The 15,600-nt window shown below is 72.6% G+C and carries 14 protein-coding genes and 2 pseudogenes; 5 read left to right on the forward strand and 11 right to left on the reverse strand.

Features of this window, described 5'->3' with window-relative positions; all coding sequences use genetic code 11:
* Positions 1 to 31 precede the first annotated feature (31 nt).
* The 4 genes from P0R35_RS05645 to P0R35_RS05660 all read right to left on the reverse strand — a co-directional run bounded on the left by P0R35_RS05645 (position 32) and on the right by P0R35_RS05660 (position 5,176).
* Entirely contained in the window at positions 32 to 754 is a 723-nt protein-coding gene (locus P0R35_RS05645) for a class I SAM-dependent methyltransferase (protein WP_284014232.1), read from the reverse strand.
* Positions 751 to 2,850, reverse strand: coding sequence for a type II secretion system F family protein (locus tag P0R35_RS05650; RefSeq protein WP_284014233.1), 2,100 nt, complete (start codon positions 2,848 to 2,850; stop codon positions 751 to 753). Before P0R35_RS05650 ends, P0R35_RS05645 begins: the two co-directional genes overlap by 4 nt.
* A gap of 3 nt (positions 2,851 to 2,853) precedes the next feature.
* Positions 2,854 to 4,512: a type II/IV secretion system ATPase subunit gene (locus P0R35_RS05655; RefSeq protein ID WP_284014234.1), complete on the reverse strand. Its 1,659-nt coding sequence runs from the start codon at positions 4,510 to 4,512 to the stop codon at positions 2,854 to 2,856.
* A 130-nt stretch (positions 4,513 to 4,642) separates the two neighbouring features.
* Positions 4,643 to 5,176 (reverse strand): DUF7549 family protein, encoded by a 534-nt coding sequence (locus tag P0R35_RS05660; protein WP_284014235.1) that lies wholly within the window; start codon positions 5,174 to 5,176, stop codon positions 4,643 to 4,645.
* 125 nt (positions 5,177 to 5,301) lie between these two features.
* Here P0R35_RS05660 and P0R35_RS05665 point away from each other — a divergent pair, with 125 nt between their 5' ends.
* From P0R35_RS05665 to P0R35_RS05680, 4 genes are all read left to right on the forward strand, one after another.
* Positions 5,302 to 5,775, forward strand: a complete 474-nt coding sequence (locus P0R35_RS05665) for a DUF5793 family protein (protein WP_284014236.1) — start codon at positions 5,302 to 5,304, stop codon at positions 5,773 to 5,775.
* Positions 5,776 to 5,845: 70 nt separating this feature from the next.
* Positions 5,846 to 6,514 carry a uracil-DNA glycosylase family protein gene (locus P0R35_RS05670; RefSeq protein WP_284014237.1) on the forward strand — a complete coding sequence of 223 codons (669 nt, stop codon included), beginning with the start codon at positions 5,846 to 5,848 and terminating at the stop codon, positions 6,512 to 6,514.
* A gap of 78 nt (positions 6,515 to 6,592) precedes the next feature.
* On the forward strand, positions 6,593 to 7,594 hold the full coding sequence (locus tag P0R35_RS05675; protein ID WP_284014238.1) for an MBL fold metallo-hydrolase: 1,002 nt from the start codon (positions 6,593 to 6,595) through the stop codon (positions 7,592 to 7,594).
* A gap of 91 nt (positions 7,595 to 7,685) precedes the next feature.
* A complete protein-coding gene (locus P0R35_RS05680) occupies positions 7,686 to 7,994 on the forward strand; it encodes a DNA-directed RNA polymerase subunit L (protein WP_284014239.1) in 309 nt (102 codons plus the stop codon).
* Between the two features lie 33 nt (positions 7,995 to 8,027).
* On the opposite strand, the gene P0R35_RS05685 is transcribed toward P0R35_RS05680, so the two are convergent.
* The 5 genes and pseudogenes from P0R35_RS05685 to P0R35_RS16825 form a co-directional block, all read right to left on the reverse strand.
* The gene (locus tag P0R35_RS05685) at positions 8,028 to 8,585 is read right to left on the reverse strand and encodes a DUF1684 domain-containing protein (RefSeq protein WP_284014240.1); all 558 of its coding nucleotides are present in this window, start codon (positions 8,583 to 8,585) and stop codon (positions 8,028 to 8,030) included.
* 73 nt (positions 8,586 to 8,658) lie between these two features.
* Positions 8,659 to 9,477: an imidazole glycerol phosphate synthase subunit HisF gene (gene hisF / locus P0R35_RS05690; RefSeq protein WP_284014241.1), complete on the reverse strand. Its 819-nt coding sequence runs from the start codon at positions 9,475 to 9,477 to the stop codon at positions 8,659 to 8,661.
* Positions 9,478 to 9,562: 85 nt separating this feature from the next.
* Positions 9,563 to 9,889, reverse strand: a complete 327-nt coding sequence (locus tag P0R35_RS05695) for a hypothetical protein (RefSeq protein ID WP_284014242.1) — start codon at positions 9,887 to 9,889, stop codon at positions 9,563 to 9,565.
* A 59-nt stretch (positions 9,890 to 9,948) separates the two neighbouring features.
* Positions 9,949 to 10,398, reverse strand: coding sequence for an alpha-amylase family glycosyl hydrolase (locus P0R35_RS16820; protein WP_490396511.1), 450 nt, complete (start codon positions 10,396 to 10,398; stop codon positions 9,949 to 9,951).
* Between the two features lie 151 nt (positions 10,399 to 10,549).
* Positions 10,550 to 11,776: pseudogene (locus tag P0R35_RS16825) on the reverse strand (alpha-glucosidase); the annotation flags it as partial.
* Here P0R35_RS16825 and P0R35_RS05705 point away from each other — a divergent pair.
* Entirely contained in the window at positions 11,775 to 11,930 is a 156-nt protein-coding gene (locus P0R35_RS05705; protein ID WP_284014244.1) for a DUF7550 family protein, read from the forward strand. The pseudogene P0R35_RS16825 and the gene P0R35_RS05705 overlap by 2 nt on opposite strands.
* A 40-nt stretch (positions 11,931 to 11,970) precedes the next feature.
* Here P0R35_RS05705 and P0R35_RS05710 read toward each other — a convergent pair whose 3' ends face one another.
* Both P0R35_RS05710 and purL read right to left on the reverse strand, forming a co-directional pair.
* Positions 11,971 to 13,329, reverse strand: coding sequence for a hypothetical protein (locus P0R35_RS05710; RefSeq protein ID WP_284014245.1), 1,359 nt, complete (start codon positions 13,327 to 13,329; stop codon positions 11,971 to 11,973).
* Positions 13,330 to 13,408: 79 nt separating this feature from the next.
* Positions 13,409 to 15,534 (reverse strand): annotated as a pseudogene (gene purL, locus P0R35_RS05715) (phosphoribosylformylglycinamidine synthase subunit PurL).
* Positions 15,535 to 15,600: the final 66 nt, after the last annotated feature.

Raw genomic sequence — 15,600 nt, forward strand, 5'->3', positions numbered from 1 at the left:
GGCGGCGTCGCGGCCCGCCGACGCCGCAGACTCACTCGGGCGCGACGACGGCGTAACAGTTGCCGCTGGAGACGGTCGACTCCACGACCCGGAGGTCGCTGGCGGCCAAATCGGCGTCGAACTCCGCGGGGGCGTAGATGTGGTAGAAGCGCGGGACCGTCTCCCCGCCGGGGAGCGTCCAGTCGACCTCGGCGTCGAAGCCCGCCTCGGCGTCCGCGGCCGCCTCGAAGCGGTCGTGGGCGGTGCTCCACGCGCTCACCAGCGCGCGACCGCCGGGCGCGAGGACGCGCGCCACCTCCGACAGCGACGCGACGCGCCGCTCCCGCGGTCGCAGGTGGTGGAGCGCCGCGACGTACACCGCCACGTCCGCCCGCCCGTCGCCGACCGGGAGTGCCCCGGCGTCGCCGCGGACGAACGAGACGGTCCCGTCGTACCCGCGCTCGCTCGCCCGCGTCCGCGCCTCCCGGAGTAAGCCGGCGCTCACGTCGACGCCGACCGCCTCGTCGACGCGTTCGCGCAGGGGCTCGCAGTGGCGACCGTTGCCGCAGCCGACGTCGAGGCCGACCGCGCCCTCGCGCCCGTCGAGGAACGACGTCACCTCGGGCCACGCGTACTCGCGCGTCTGCGAGAAGTGCGCCGCGATGCGGTCGTACGTAGCCGCCGTCGCGCCCACCCCGTCGCCGCCGACGCGGTCGGCGCCGCCGTCGGACCGCGAGCGCTCCCCCCCGCCGCCGGCGTGTTCGCCGGGGCTCATCCGATCACCAGGAAGGTGGCGTACGCGAGCAGGAGCATGACGGCGGCGTGTTTCACGCCGTCGCTCACCTTCCCTTCGCCGAGCTGTCCGGCGACGAGTCCCGAGGCGACCCCTTGGATCGCGGCGGCGTGGTAGAACAGCACGACGTACGTGTCGACGTTCACGCTCCCGAGGCCGTCGAGCGCGCCCGCGGAGACGCCGTTGGGGACGCCGGGGGCGCCGCCCGGACCGGCGAGCTGTGCGCCCTCGACGGCGGGGATGAACGCGACGGTCAGCGCGGCGATGATCCCCAGAAACACGAAAAACGAGATGTAGATGACGAGCAAGTACGTCACCATGACCTGTCGCCGCTCGCGGCGCAGCCGACGGGTCGCGCGCGCCTCGTCGGCCGCGATCTCCAGGACCGGCGCGACCTCGCCGCTGGCGTCGATGGCGTTCGTCACCAGCGCTACCGCGCGCGCGACCATCGGCGACCGGACGCGGTCGCGCATCCGGCCCAGCGCGGTCGACACGTCCGCCCCCCACTGGATGTCCCGCCACGTGCGGTCGATCTCCGGCGACAGGCGGTCGAGGTCCGAGCGGGTCAGCCGGCGGACGCTCTCGACGACCGTGAGGCCGGCGTCGTTGATGCTCGCCATCCGGTCGAGGAAGTCCGGCACCGCCCGCTCGACGGCGCGGGTCCGCCGTTTGTCGATCTCGTAGGCGGCGCCGTAGGCGACCAGCACGACCAGCGTCGCCTCGATCACCGCCGAGTCCGCCGCCCGGGCGACGGCGATGGGGGTCAGCGCCGCCGGTTCGGTTCGGACCGCGACCCACACCAGCCCCAGCGGCACCGTGACCAGCGCCGTGAGCGCGGGGCGTTCGAGCAACACCTCGCCGGGCCGCCGCAGCGAGTCGAGCAGGTCGCCGACCCGGTCGTAGGCGGCGAGCCGTTCCCGGTCGGCGCCCCAGCGGTCGCCGAACGTGCCGCCGTCCGAGCGCACCGCCGCGCCGCCCCCGCCCGGCACCCCGAGGACGCGGGGGTCCGTCGTCGCCTCGTCGGCCCGCGTCGGGTCGCCCGCCGAGCGGGTGATCGAGTCGATGTAGACGACGAAACCGAACGTCGCCAGCGGGACGCCGAGGTAGACGACGACGCGCAGGAGCGGCAGCGTGTCGCTGAGGACGATGCCGATGACGACGAGGATGGTGATGAAGAACAGCGGCCCCGCGACCAGCACCGTGACGTACGCCTCCGCGAACGTCGACACGAGTTCGAGGTACTGCTCCTGTTGGGACTCCGCCTCCTCCTGATAGCGCTCGTACTGGTCGTGGAGGAACCCCGAGAGGCTGCGCCCGCTGGCGAGGACCGACGCGAGGTTCTCCGCGAACTCGCCCATCGTCTCGGAGGGCGTCCGCGCGGACGTCCGCTCGAGGGCGGTCAGCACGTCGGTGCCGAACGTGTTCATGTCGCGGACGGCCACACCCAGTTCCCGGGCCGCCTCGCCGTACACCTCCTCGTTGCGCGCGAGCGTGTTCAACACGATGGGGAACGACATCCCCGACCGCGACAGCGCGTACACGAACGCCACGGTCCGCGGCAGCGTCGCCTCGATCCGGCCCGCCCGGGCGGTGGCGCGCTGGTCGAGCACCTGCCACCGCAGGGCGTACACGGCCAGCGCCGACCCCGGCCCGACGGTCGTCGCCGACACCAACAACAGCGGGAACAGCTCCACGACGCCGAGGTCGCCGACCCGGGTGAGGTCCGCGAGGAAGCCGAGCGTCGGCGGCACCGCCGCACGGACGGCGTCGCCGCCGATCCGCAACAGCGCCAACACCGCCGCCGCGACGTACACCCCGATCACGCTCCCCGCGACCCCGGCGACGCCGGCGTACAACAGGGTCGTCGCGGCGTACGCGCGGTGGGTGGTGTCGACGTGGGCCGCCCGCAGGCGGTCGCGTTGGCCGCCCCGCCGCGGGCTGCGGTCCGCGACGTAGGTCCCGAACAGGTGGACCGCGACCCGGGTCGTCGCCAGCGACGCCCGCGTGCTCACCGGGGCCGCCGCGACGGGGGCCACGAGCGCGAGCGCGAACACGAGCGGGACGTACGACAGCACCATCGCTCAGCCACCGTCCGCGGTGGGGTCGGTCGCGACGCGCCGGTCCTCGTCGCCGGCGTCCCGCAGCCGCGTCATCGTTCGCTCGGGGTCGGCGTAGTACTGGTTCACCAGCGCCGTGAACCGGCGGTAGTCGGTGACCCCCTGCTCGCGCAGCTGTTCGAGGAACGACCGACGGCGGCGCATCTCCGAGAGCAGCTCGGCGCGGCTCCACCCGCGCTCCTCCTGGATCTCCTCGAGCAGCGAGGAGTCGTTGCGTCGGAAGGTGTCCGTGTCGGCCTGCCACGAGAACACCGACGAGTAGTCGAGTTCGCCGGTGCGCTGGTCGACCCCGCCGATCTCGCCGACGGTCTTGGCGCGGCGGACGCGTTCGCCCTCGAAGCGGGTGAGCGTCTGGATCGACAGCATGTCGAGCGAGCGCACCATCGCCCGCGGGACGTTGATCGGCTCGTTCTCGAGGCGGTTGATCACCGTCTCGATGGAGTCGGCGTGCATCGTGGAGAAGGTGGTGTGGCCGGTGTTCATCGCCTGGAACAGCGTGAGCGCCTCCTCGCCGCGCACCTCGCCGACGACGATGTACTCCGGGCGGTGGCGCAGCGCCGAGCGCAGCAGGTCGTACATGTCGATGTCCTCCCCCTCGCCCATCCGCTCGCGGGTGACCGACGACAGCCAGTTGTCGTGGTACAGCGACAGCTCGCGGGTGTCCTCGATGGTGAGCACCTTCGAGCGCGGCGGCACGAACATCGACACCGCGTTCATCGAGGTGGTCTTCCCGGAGGCGGTGCCGCCGGCGAAGATGAGGCTCTTGTTGTGCTCGATGCAGATCCAGAAGTACGCCATCTGTTCGATCGAGAAGGTGCCGTACTCGATCAGGTCGATCGGCGTGAGCGGCTCCTCGGCGTACTGTCGGATCGTGAACGCCGAGCCCCGGGGCGTCACCTCCTCGCCGAGCGCCAACTCGGCGCGCGACCCGTCCGGCAGCGTCGTCTCGACGATGGGGTCGCCGACGGAGATGTGGCGGCCGGACTGCTGGGCCAGCCGGATCACGTAGTTGTCGAGCTCCTCCGCCTGGAAGACGACGTTCGTCTCGACGTCGGTGTACTCGTCGTGGTAGACGAACAGCGGCAGGTCGTAGCCGTCACAGGAGATGTCCTCGATGTGGCGGTCCGAGAGCAGCGCGTCGACCTTGCCGAACCCGCGAAAGTCGCGCCGGAGGTAGTACAACAGCGTGTGGAACGTCCGCATCCCGGCGTCGACGCCGTACTGTTCGAGGAGCTGGCGGAGCTCCCGTCTGAGCGTGTCCTCGTCCGCGCGCTCCACCTCGCCGCGGAACAACAGCGGGTCGCGGATGTCGTCGACCACCCGGCGCAACAGCGACGCCTCGAACTCGTCCAACTCCGGCTCGACGACGTGGTACAGGTGGTTGTCGTCGACGGTGTCGTAGGTGACGACGACGTACGCGTACGGCGCGTTCACCCAGTAGCGGTCGACCTCGTCGTGGTGCTCCGGCGGGTCGAACGACGCCAGCGGGCCGTCCTCGCCCGGCCGGAACGGGCGGACGGCGAGGTCGCTGCCGCGGAGGACCTCGAGCGTGCGCGAGAGCCGTCGCCGGAGCGCCGACAGTCGGTCCTCGTCGCCGCCCGCTCCCGCGGTGTCCCCCGACATCGATATCTACGGGCCGTAGGGAAGTCCGGTACTTACCTTCTTCCCCGCGACTGCGGCGCCTGATAACCGGCGGCCGGAACCGGGACACGAGCTGGAGGTCCCGCGAGTGGGCGACCACGCGGCGGACCGGTCACGCCACGCGCTCGGCGCGCAGCAGGACCGCGCCGAGGAGCAACTGCACGAGCGCGCCCACGGGGAGCGACACCCCCGGGAGCCCCCCGCCGACGCCGACGGCGACCCCGAAGAAGCGCTCGGGGAACAGCACCGACGCGCCGACGAACAGGAGGGCGGCGACGACGAGCAGGGCGCCGAGCAGGCGTACCGGGTCGACGGGCCACGCCTCTACGCGCGCCTCCTCGCGGTAGTAGTACACCGCGATCGCGAACGCCGCGAGGTAGACGGCCGCCCCGGCGAGCCACAGGCCGTACGCCGGCCGGACGGACGTACCGCTCTGCAGGAGGTACGCCGACACGGGCGTCGAGACGCTCGTCGCCCGGAGGAACGGGAGCCCGAACGCGTAGCGCACCTGGAGGAACGGGAACCGCACGAACAGCACCGTCCCGCCGGCGACGGCGCCGTAGAACACGTTCCACGGGAGCAACGCGGCCGCCCACGTCGACAACACGGCGAGTTCCCCGGCGTACTCCGACCTCACCCAGACCATGGTGTGGCGACGGCCCCCCCGTGGCATAAAGCCGCGGGAACGCGGCGGGGGCTCCCGCGAGCGACCCCGCGATCCGGGCGGGGCGTTACGTACTTACACGCCCGTTCCCTACTCCGTAGTACGGAATGAGGCGCGATCACTTCGAGTTGGCTGTCGACGACGTCGACTGGGTAGACACGGACGGCGACCCCGAGAAGCCGCACGTGTACATCGACTTCCACGGGCCGGCCGACCTCCTCCGCGAGCGCCTCTCGGGCACCGACGGCGACCTGCTCGCGGCCGAGGAGACGGACGTCGCCTTCCGGCTCCAGGGCGACCACGAGCGCGACCCGGAGACGACGGGCGTCGTCGGGGTGACGAACCGCCTCACCGGCGACTTCGTCCTCGAACTCAACGAGGACGCCGAGGACGTGTTGCGGTTCATCCGGGCGGCCCGCGAGTACGGCCGCGCCGACGACGGCGACGGCCGCTACCGCGTCGAGATCGACGTCGACGGCGAGGAACTCGTCGCCTACGAGAAGGAGACGTTCCTCGTGTACGACGTGGACGGCAACCTCCTGCGCCACGAGAGCCTGATCCCCTCGGGCGTCGAGCTGTGAGGGCGCCGCCGGGTCGTCGACCGTCGAGCGACCGAAACGCGTTTCTCCCGCCGCTGGCCTACTCCGTCGCGTGAAGAACGTCACCGACCGCGTCTCGAACCCCTTCGGGATGGAGCCCGACTGCGACCGGTTCGTCCCGGGGTACGGCGACGCCAACGCCGACTTCCACGTGATCGGCGACCACCCCGGGGTCCACGGCGGGGTCGCCGCCGGCGTCCCGTTCGTCGGTCACGAGGCGGGCGACCGCCTGCTCGACGCGCTGGTCGAGGCGGGGCTGCTGGCCTCTGCGGGCGACCGCCCCGAGGTCGCGTCCACGTACCTCTCGTACCTCCACATGTGCGTCCCCGAGGGGCACCGCCTCGACGGCGACGGCTCGCCGTCGGCGGCCTCCTACGACGACATGGAGCGGTTCTTCGACGCCGAACTGCGCGCCATCGCCGCTCACGTGCTCCTCCCGGTCGGCGACCGGGCGACGCGCCACGTCCTGGAACAGTACACCGCACAGGCCCACAAGACCGAGGTCGACATGGAGACGCTCCACGGCCGCGAGATCCGGGGGTCGGGCTGGCTGGTGCTCCCGATCGCCGACCCCGCCGAGTGGACCGACGGCGAGGCGGGGCGACCCGGCCACGCCGCCCGCCTCGTCGACGCGCTGGCGACGCTCCGGTCGACCGACTACCGCCGCGAGTCCGACCTCGGGCGGTTCATCGCCGGGTCGGACCCGTACATGGTCCGGTAGTCGGCGAGCCGCCCGGTCGCGTCGGCCGCCGTCGCCCCGAGTCGGAAGCTTTTGCCGCCCCCCGACCCATCGCCGAACATGCACCGGATCCGTCTCGACAACACCGTCTTCGAGGGGCTCAACAACGTGTACGTCCTCGACGACGGGCCGGAGTTGGTCCTGATCGACGCCGGCGTCGCCCTCCCGGAGGTCCACGAGCAGTTGACCGAGGAGTTGGCGGCGCTGGGCCACGACGTCGCGGACGTCGACCGGGTGCTGCTCACCCACTGGCACTCCGACCACGCGGGGCTGGCCGGCGCCATCCAGTCGGCCTCGGGGGCGACGATCCACGTCCACGAGGCCGACGCTCCTCTCGTGGCGGGCGACGAGGCGAGCCTCCTCGAGGAGCGCGACCTGCAGGCCGAGAAGTTCCGCGAGTGGGGGATGCCCGACGACCGACGCGAAGAACTGTCCGAGTTCCTCGGGGACCACATGGACCTCGGCGGCGAGCCGTGCGAGGCGACGCCGTTCGTCGACGGCGACCGCTTCGAGGTGAACGGGCGCACCCTCGAGGCCGTCCACCTCCCGGGCCACGCCGCCGGTCTCACGGCGTTCCACGACGCCGGCGCCGACGAGGCGTTCGTCGGCGACGCCATCCTCCCGAAGTACACCCCGAACGTCGGCGGCGCGGACGTGCGCGTCGACGACCCGCTCGGGAGCTACGTCGCGAGCCTGCTGGCCCTCATCGACCTCGACCCCGACGTCGCGTGGCCGGGCCACCGCGACCGCATCGACGACCCGGCGGGGCGCGCCGCCACCATCCTGCGTCACCACGTCGAGCGCACGCGGAACGTCGTCGACGTGCTCCGGCGCGAGGGACCGTCGACGCCGTGGGCGGTGAGCGCCGCGCTGTTCGGCGACCTCCACGGCATCCACGTCCTCCACGGCCCGGGCGAGGCGTACGCCCACCTCGACCACCTCGCGGACCACGGCGTCGCCGAGCGCGACGGCACGCGCTACGCGCTGGTCGACGACGACCCCGACGTGGCGTCGCTGTTCCCCGACCCCGGGATCGATCGGGTCGTCGAGTGGGAGGGGTAGCCGGACACCGTCACGCGGCCCGGCCGCCGCGGCGACCGCGCGCATCCGGCGAACACAAGGTTGAAACCCGGCTCGGGCGAATCCTCCGCCAATGGAACTTCGCGTCATCGACAAGACGGACGAGGAACTCCGCATCGAGATCGCGGGCGAGGACCACACGTTCATGAACGTCCTCAAGGGACAGCTGCTGGAGACCGACGGCGTCGCCGCCGCGACCTACGACATGAACCCCGAGCAGTCCGGGGGCCAGACGGAGCCGATCCTCTCGATCAAGACCGAGGACGGGCTCGACCCGCTCGACGCGCTCGGGCAGGCCGCGACGGGCGTCTCGGAGAACCTCCGGACGCTGTACGACGACATCGAGGCCGCGTTCGCCGACGCCGACGCCGCCGAGGCCTGAGCCGCGCGCGACCGCCCGCTTCTCCCCGCCCGCTCACAGCTCCGGGAGCCGTTCGCCCGCCCGGATCGCCACGTCGAGCCAGTTGTCCACCGGCACCAGCGGGCACTCGTACGCCTCGCTGTACGCGCAGTAGGGGTTGTAGGCGTCGTTGAAGTCGAGCACCCAGTCGCCGTCGGCCGTCCGGTCGTCGGGCTCTTCCAAGTCGAGGTAGCGGCCGGCCGGGTACGTCGCCTCGCCGCTCGTCGCGTCGCGGAACGGCACCCACAGGCGGTGGTCGTCGCCCGGCGACCGGAACGCCTGTACGGTCACGTCCGCGCCGGCGACCCGGAACCGGAACTCGCCGACGGTGTCGTACTCGCGGGCGCCGTCCTGCGTCGTCTCGACGGTGATCCGCTCGGGGTCGTCGTGCTCGTGGAGCGTCGCCTCGACCCGGTACTCCGGGTCCGGGTCGAAGTAGCGGAGGCCGTCGAAGTCGTCGCGGGCGGCCCGGGGGACGGGCGAGCGCGGGTGCTCGCGGAAGAACTCGTCTTTCTTCCGGCGCGCCTCGCGGACGCGCTCGGCGTAGGCCGCGGGGTCGATGTCGGTGCTCACACGTCGGGATCCGCGGTCGCGAGCCAAGAACCTTCAGCGGCTGTGTCCGCCCCGCGCCGCGGCGCGCCGGCGCTCAGATCCGGACCGGGACGCCGTGGTCAGCGAGGTACCGCTTCACCTCGTCGATGCCGTACTCGTCGAAGTGGAAGATGGAGGCGGCGAGGCCGGCGTCGGCGTTCGCCTCGACGAACACCTCCTCCATGTGCTCGGGGCCGCCACAGCCGGAGGAGGCGATGACGGGCGTCGAGACGGCGTCACACACGGCCTTCGTCAGCGGGATGTCGTAGCCGTCCTTCGTCCCGTCGGCGTCGATGGAGTTGACGAACAGTTCGCCGGCGCCGCGTTCCTCGGCCTCCCTCGCCCACGTGACGACGTCGATGCCGGTGCCCTCGCGTCCGCCCTTCACGGTGCACTCGAACCAGCACTCGCGGCCGTCCTCCAGCGTGACGTAGTGGTCGCCCTCGTCGTCGAAGCGGCGGCGCGCATCGACGGAGATGACGATGCACTGGCTGCCGAAGGCGTCGGCGCCCTCGGTGATGAGGTCGGGGTTCGCGATGGCGCCGGAGTTGACGGACACCTTGTCCGCGCCGGCACGGAGCGTCTCCTTGATGTCGGCCTTCGTCCGGATCCCGCCGCCGACGGTGAGCGGGATGAAGCACTCGTCGGCCACCGCCGACACGGTCTCGAGCATCGTCTCGCGCCCCTCGGCACTGGCGGTGATGTCGAGGAAGACGAACTCGTCGGCGCCGGCCTCGTTGTACTTCTTGGCCATCTCCACCGGGTCGCCCGAGTACTCGAGGTTCTCGAAGTTCACCCCGGTGTAGACGGCGGCGTTCTCGTCGTCGTCGAGGTCGACGTCGATACACGGGATGATCCGCTTCGTGAGAGTCATACCGGCGATAGCCGCGACCGGGGTTTCACCGTTTCGCCTGTCGGCGACCCGGTCGTCGTGCCCGGAGAGGCCGTCGCCGCCTACCTCACTGCTTCCAGCCGGCGACGCTGCCGCCGCCGTAGATCGCCGCCCGGATCCGGCCGACGACGGAGTGCAACACGACGAACAGCACGAACACGTACGCCAGTCCGGCTACCGCCTCCGCCACGGGGTCGACGCGGCCGGCGAGCGCGGGGTAGACGTACCGCAGGTACACGTACACGCCGCCGACGACGCCGCCCAAGCCGATGGCGGCGACGGCGGCGGCGTAACAGACGAACACGGTCCACCAGATGCCCTCGGCGACGTACTCGTTGCGGCGGGCGGCGCGCTGGACGGTCGTCAGGAGGGACTCGCGTTCGGGGAGGCGCACGCCGAACAGGTCAGCGGTCGGTCACTTATTCGTGTCGTCCGTGTCGGTCGGCGCCCCGGTCACTCGACCAGGTACACGCGCGCCTCCCACGGCCGTGCCTCGTACGGCGCCACCGCCCCCGGCGACGGCGCCTCGGGGTAGTTGCACAGCGCGAGCGTCGCGTCGGCGCCGGCGACCGCCGCGGGCGGGTCGACGCGCGCCGGCTCCCCGCTCCAGTTGAGCGCGACGAACGCCCGGTCGCGGTCGACGTCGCGGGCGTCGCCTCCCGACAGCGTCCGGCTGTACGCCCACACCCGTTCGTCGTCGGGCGTGTGGTTCTCGTAGGCGCCGTACACGAGCACGTCGTGGGCCTCGCGGAGGTCGATCAGCCGCCGGTAGTAGTGCCACACCGAGTCGGGGGCCGTGCGCTGGGCTTCGACGTTCACCTCGCGGTGGTCCTCGTGGAGGCGGATCCACGGCTCGGCGTCGGGGTCGGTGAAGCCGGCGTTCGGGCCGCCCGTCCACTGCATCGGCGTCCGGCTGGTGTCGCGCGAGTGGGCGTTCAGCCCCCTCCCGCACCGCCTCGAACGAGTCGATGTCGCCGTCCTCGATCGCCTCCCGGACGGTCCGGACCGTCTCCACGTCGCGGAACTCCGCGAGCGACTCGAACGTCGGGTTCGTCATCCCCAGCTCCTCGCCCTGGTACACGTACGGCGTCCCGCGCAGCGTGTGTAACAGCGTCGCGATGCAGGCGGCGGACTCGCGGCGGTACTCGCCGTCGTCGCCGAAGCGGGACACCACCCGCGGCTGGTCGTGGTTGTTGAAGTAGAGGCTGTTCCACCCGCGCCCCTCGAGGCCGGTCTGCCACCGGTCGAACACCGCCTTGAGGTCGGTCAACGCCCACTCCTCGCGCTCCCACAGCGCCTCGCCGCGACCGATGCCGACGTGGTCGAAGTGGAACACCATCGACAGCCCGTCGCCGTCGGCGCCGACGTACCGCGCGGCGTCGTCGACGTCGGTGTCGCCGATGCACTCGCCGACCGTGAGCAGGTCCCGGTCGGCGAACACCGCGTCGTGCATCTCGGCGACGTACTCGTGGATCCGCGGGCCGTTCGGCACCGCCCGGAGCGTCCCGTTGAACGGCTCGTCGGGGTCGCCGCTCGGGTAGCCGTCGGGCTTCGAGAGGAGGTTCACCACGTCGAGGCGGAAGCCGTCGATGCCCTCGTCGAGCCAGTAGCGCAGTTCGTCGTACATCGCCTCCCGGACGGCCGGCACGGACCAGTCGAGGTCCGGCTGTTTGGGGTCGAACAGGTGGAGGTACCACTGCTCGCGTTCGTCGTCGTACGCCCACGCCGGGCCGCCGAAGAACGACCGCCAGTTGTTCGGCGGCGCCTCGCCCGCGGGCCCCTCGTCGGTGGCGTCGTACGCGACGGCGTCGGCGTCGACGCCGTCGGCCCAGTGGTACCAGTCGGCGGTCGCGCCGCGGCGGCGCGACGTGCGGAACCACTCGTGTTCGTCGGAGGTGTGGTTCGGCACGAAGTCCATCACCAGCCGGATGTCGCGCTCGTGGAGCGCGTCGCGGACGGCGCGCCAGTCGGCCATCGTCCCGAACGTGTCGTCGATGGCCCGGTAGTCCGCGACGTCGTAGCCGTTGTCGGCCATCGGCGACTCGTACACGGGGTTGAGCCACACCGCGTCGACGCCGAGGTCGGCGAGGTAGTCCGCGCGGGCGGCCAGGCCGGCGAGGTCGCCGACGCCGTCGCCGTCGCTGTCGGCGAAGCTCCGGGGGTACACCTGATAGACGGTCGCTTCCTTCCACCAGGCGCGGTCGGCCTCGTCCATGTTGCGGCCCACTCGGTCCGTCCGGATAGGTGTTTTTTTGCCGCATCGACACCCACCCGATGACATGGCCGACCACCACGACTTCGACCACTACACGGAGTTCGACTACGAGCGCGTCACCTCCCCGATGCAGCCCGTGACCGCCCGCAAGGCCGCCGTCGGCGCCCTCGTCGCGCTCGTCGGCATCGTCGTCGCGTTCGGGCTCCCGCTCCTCCTGTAACCGTCGCCGGCCGTCGCCGGCCGTCGACGGCCGGGTCGGGTCACCCGGCGGCGCCTACCGTCACCCTGCCGTCTGTCCCGGCCGCCGACGCCGACGCGACGAACGACTCGTTCCCGACGAACACCGCAACCGTCCGGTCCGCCGGCCGCACCGCCCGGACCGCGCCCGCGCCGTCCGGACGGGCGTCGCGCCACGCGCCGAACGCGCGCTCGAACTCCGTCGCGTTCGCCGCGTCGTCGAACCGGATCACCCACGCGTAGCCGGTGGCGACGGCGCCCCGCTCGGTCTCGTGTTCGAACGCGAGTCGGACGTCGTTGCCCCAGCCGTCGGCCCCGGCCGCCGCACGCGAGTCGGGCAGTTCGCCGGCCAGGACGACGCGGAGGAACAGCTCTCCGTGGGTGTCGCGCTCCCCGAACGCGGCGTCCCACTCGTCCGTCGGGTCGTCCTCGACGACCAACGGCGCGACGGGCTCGCTCCCCGGCGGCCGGTCGTGGAGCAGTTCCTCGGTCGTGCGCGGCGGCGACTCGTACACGGACGCGAGCGTCGCCCAGTCGTCGACGCGACGCTCGACGTACCGCGCGCCGACGACGTACGGCGCGAGGCCGAGCCGCTCGGCCGTCGACCCGTTCGCGGCCCGGGCGCCGAGCGCCGCCACCGGGTCGGGGGCGTCGACCCCGTAGCGCTCGACGTACGCGCGCTGGACGGCGGTCGCGCTCCCCTCGACGACGGCCGTCCGGAGGAGCCGGGCCTCGGTCGTCCCCGGCGCGACGGCGCCGCGGTCGCGCAGCCGGGCGAACGCCCCGTCGCGGAACTGGATCACGTGGACCGACTCGTGGGCGAGCACCGACTCCGTGTCGCCGGCGTCGGCGAGCACCGCCGCGTTCACCGTCACCGTGCCCGCCGACCCGACGAACGCGGCCGCCGTCCCGTTCCCGTCGCCGGCGGCGACGCCGACGAGCCGGTAGAACTCGGGGTAGCGGTCGCGCCCGACCCGCATCCGGTCGGGCGAGCGGATCGCCACCCGGTCGGGCGGCGTGACGGTCGGGCGGCCGGTGAGAACCGCGACGCGGGCGAACACCGGCGCGTACGCCGTCGGAAGCTCGCCCCCTTCGACGGCGATGGCGTAGCCGTCGGCGAGCGCCGCCGGCGACCCCGGTTCGGCGGACGGCGTCGACGACGCCTCGGGCGTCCCGCCGCCGTGCGGGGCCGACCGGCCGGACCGCTCGGCGACGGCCGTGCGCGGCGACCGATCCGCGGTGGGCGACTCGGCGGACCCCGATCCGGCGGAACGCGGCTCGTCCCCGTCGACCGCGTCCGCCGCCGGCGACACGGTCGGGGCGGCACAGCCCGCGAGGAGGAGACAGAGGGCGACCGCGACGGCGACCGGACGGACTGACACGTCGGTCGGTCGTCGCGAGTCGGCAAAAGCGCCGTCCGCGATTCCCGCGTGCCGGGCGGGTGCGAACCGAGCCGTCGCGTCAGTCCAGTTCCCGCTCGATGACCGCGCGCAGGTCGGCGATCGCTCCGGCGTCGTACGTCAGTTCCTCGTCGCCGACCGACAGCGAGAGGGTGCCGTCTTCGGTCGCGCGACCGAGTTCCGCGACGGGAGCGACGCCGTCGAACGCCGCCCGGACGGCGTCCGGGTCGGTCGTCTCGACCACCGCCCGGCCGGGCGTCTCGTCGAACAGCGCGAGCGCGTCGTCGACGGCGACCTCGGCGCCGGCGTCGCCGGTGACCATCTCCGCCAGCGACACCGCGAGACCGCCGTGGCTCACGTCGTGGACGGCCAGCGTCGCGTCCGCGTCGGCCACCGTCGCCAGCGTCTCCAGTACCGCGGGGGCGTCGTCGGGGAGGTCGGGGAAGCGGTCGCTGCCGCCGACCTGCGCGAGGTACTCCGACCCGCCCAGCGCCCCGCCGGGCGCGCCGACGTGGAGGAGGGTCCCCTCGCCGGCGAACGCCGCGGGCGGCGCCGAGAACCCGGCCTTCGTGCCGATCACCGCGAGCGTCGGCGTCGGCGGGATGGGGCCGGCGACGGAGTCGTTGTACAGCGAGACGTTGCCGCCGACGACCGGGATCGAGAGGTCGGCGCACATCTCCGCGAGGCCGTCGACGGCCGCGGCGAAGCCGCCGTACACGTCGGGCTTCTCGGGGTTGCCGCCGTTGAGGCAGTCGACCGCCGCGAGCGGGGTCGCCCCTTCGCCGCGAGGTTCGTCGCGTTCTCCAGCGCGACCGCGCGGGCGCCCTCGTACGGCGCGGCCGCCGTCCAGTTCGGCTCCGACCCCGACGACAGCGCGAGCCCCAGCGGCTCGCCCGACTCGGTCTCGGCCTCGCGGATCGCCACCACCGCGGCGTCGTCGCCGGGGAGCACCGACGTCCGGGTGCCGACCTCGTGGTCGTACTGGCGGTACACCCAGCGCTTGCTCGCGGTGTTCGGGTGGCCGACGACGGCCTCGAACGCCGCGGCGAGGTCGGGGTCGGGGAGGTCGCGCTCGGCCCGCGTCGGCTCCTCGCGGTCGAGGTCGTTCATCGGCGCGCCGTCGGCGAGGTACTCGGCGGGCGCGTCGACGACCGTCTCCCCCTCGAACGTGCAGACGTAGTTCCCGTCGGTCACCTCGCCGATCACCGAACAGCCGAGGTCGAAGCGCTCGGCGAGGGCGGCGACGCGGTCGGTGTCCTCGGGCCGCACCTCGTACACCATGCGCTCTTGACTCTCGGCGAGGAGGATCTCCATCGCGTTCATGTTCGGCTCGCGCTGGTGGACGCGGTCCAACTCGATGCGCGCGCCGAGCCCGCCCTTCGCGACGAGTTCGGAGGAGGCGCCCCCGAGTCCCGCCGCGCCGAGGTCGCGCGCGGCGACGACGAGCCCCTCGTCGATCAGCGACTCGTTGCACTCGATGAGGCGTTTCTCGGCGTACGGGTCGCCCACCTGGACCGCGGGGCGGTCCTCGGTCTCGGCGTCCTCGGCGAGGTCCTCGGAGGCGAACGAGGCGCCGCCGAGGCCGTCGCGCCCGGTGGCGTTGCCGACGAGCACGAGCTCGTTCCCGGGCGTCTCGGCCGTGGCGGTCACGAGGCGGTCGGGCGTGGTGAGGCCGACGCAGGCGACGTTGACGAGCGGGTTCCCCTCGTAGCCGTCGTCGAACGCGACGGAGCCGGCGACCGTCGGCACGCCGATGCAGTTGCCGTAGTGGCTGATCCCCTCGACGACGCCCTCGAACAGGTACCGCGAGTGCTCGCGGTCGAAATCGCCGAAGTACAGCGAGTCCGCGAGGGCGACGGGGTACGCCCCCATCGACATCGTGTCGCGGACGATGCCGCCGACGCCGGTGGCGGCGCCGTCGAACGGGTCGACGTACGACGGGTGGTTGTGGCTCTCGATGCCGAGCGTGGCGTACGTGTCGTCGTCGAGCGCGACCACGGCGGCGTCGTCGCCGGGGCCGATCACCACGTCGTCGCTCTCGCTGTCGAACGCCGACAGCAGCGGCCGCGACGACCGGTACGCGCAGTGCTCGCTCCAGAGGTTCTCGAACAGCGCGGCCTCCGCCCGGGTCGGCGTGCGGCCGAGTTCCGCCTCGATCAGGTCGCGGTCCGCGTCGGCGAGGGGCATTCACGTGTACGGTGATCGCTCCGTCTCAAATGGCTTTCCATGTGCACGTTTGTGGGTATTCCCGCG

The organism is Halobaculum litoreum, from assembly GCF_030127125.1.
Lineage (GTDB): Archaea > Halobacteriota > Halobacteria > Halobacteriales > Haloferacaceae > Halobaculum > Halobaculum litoreum.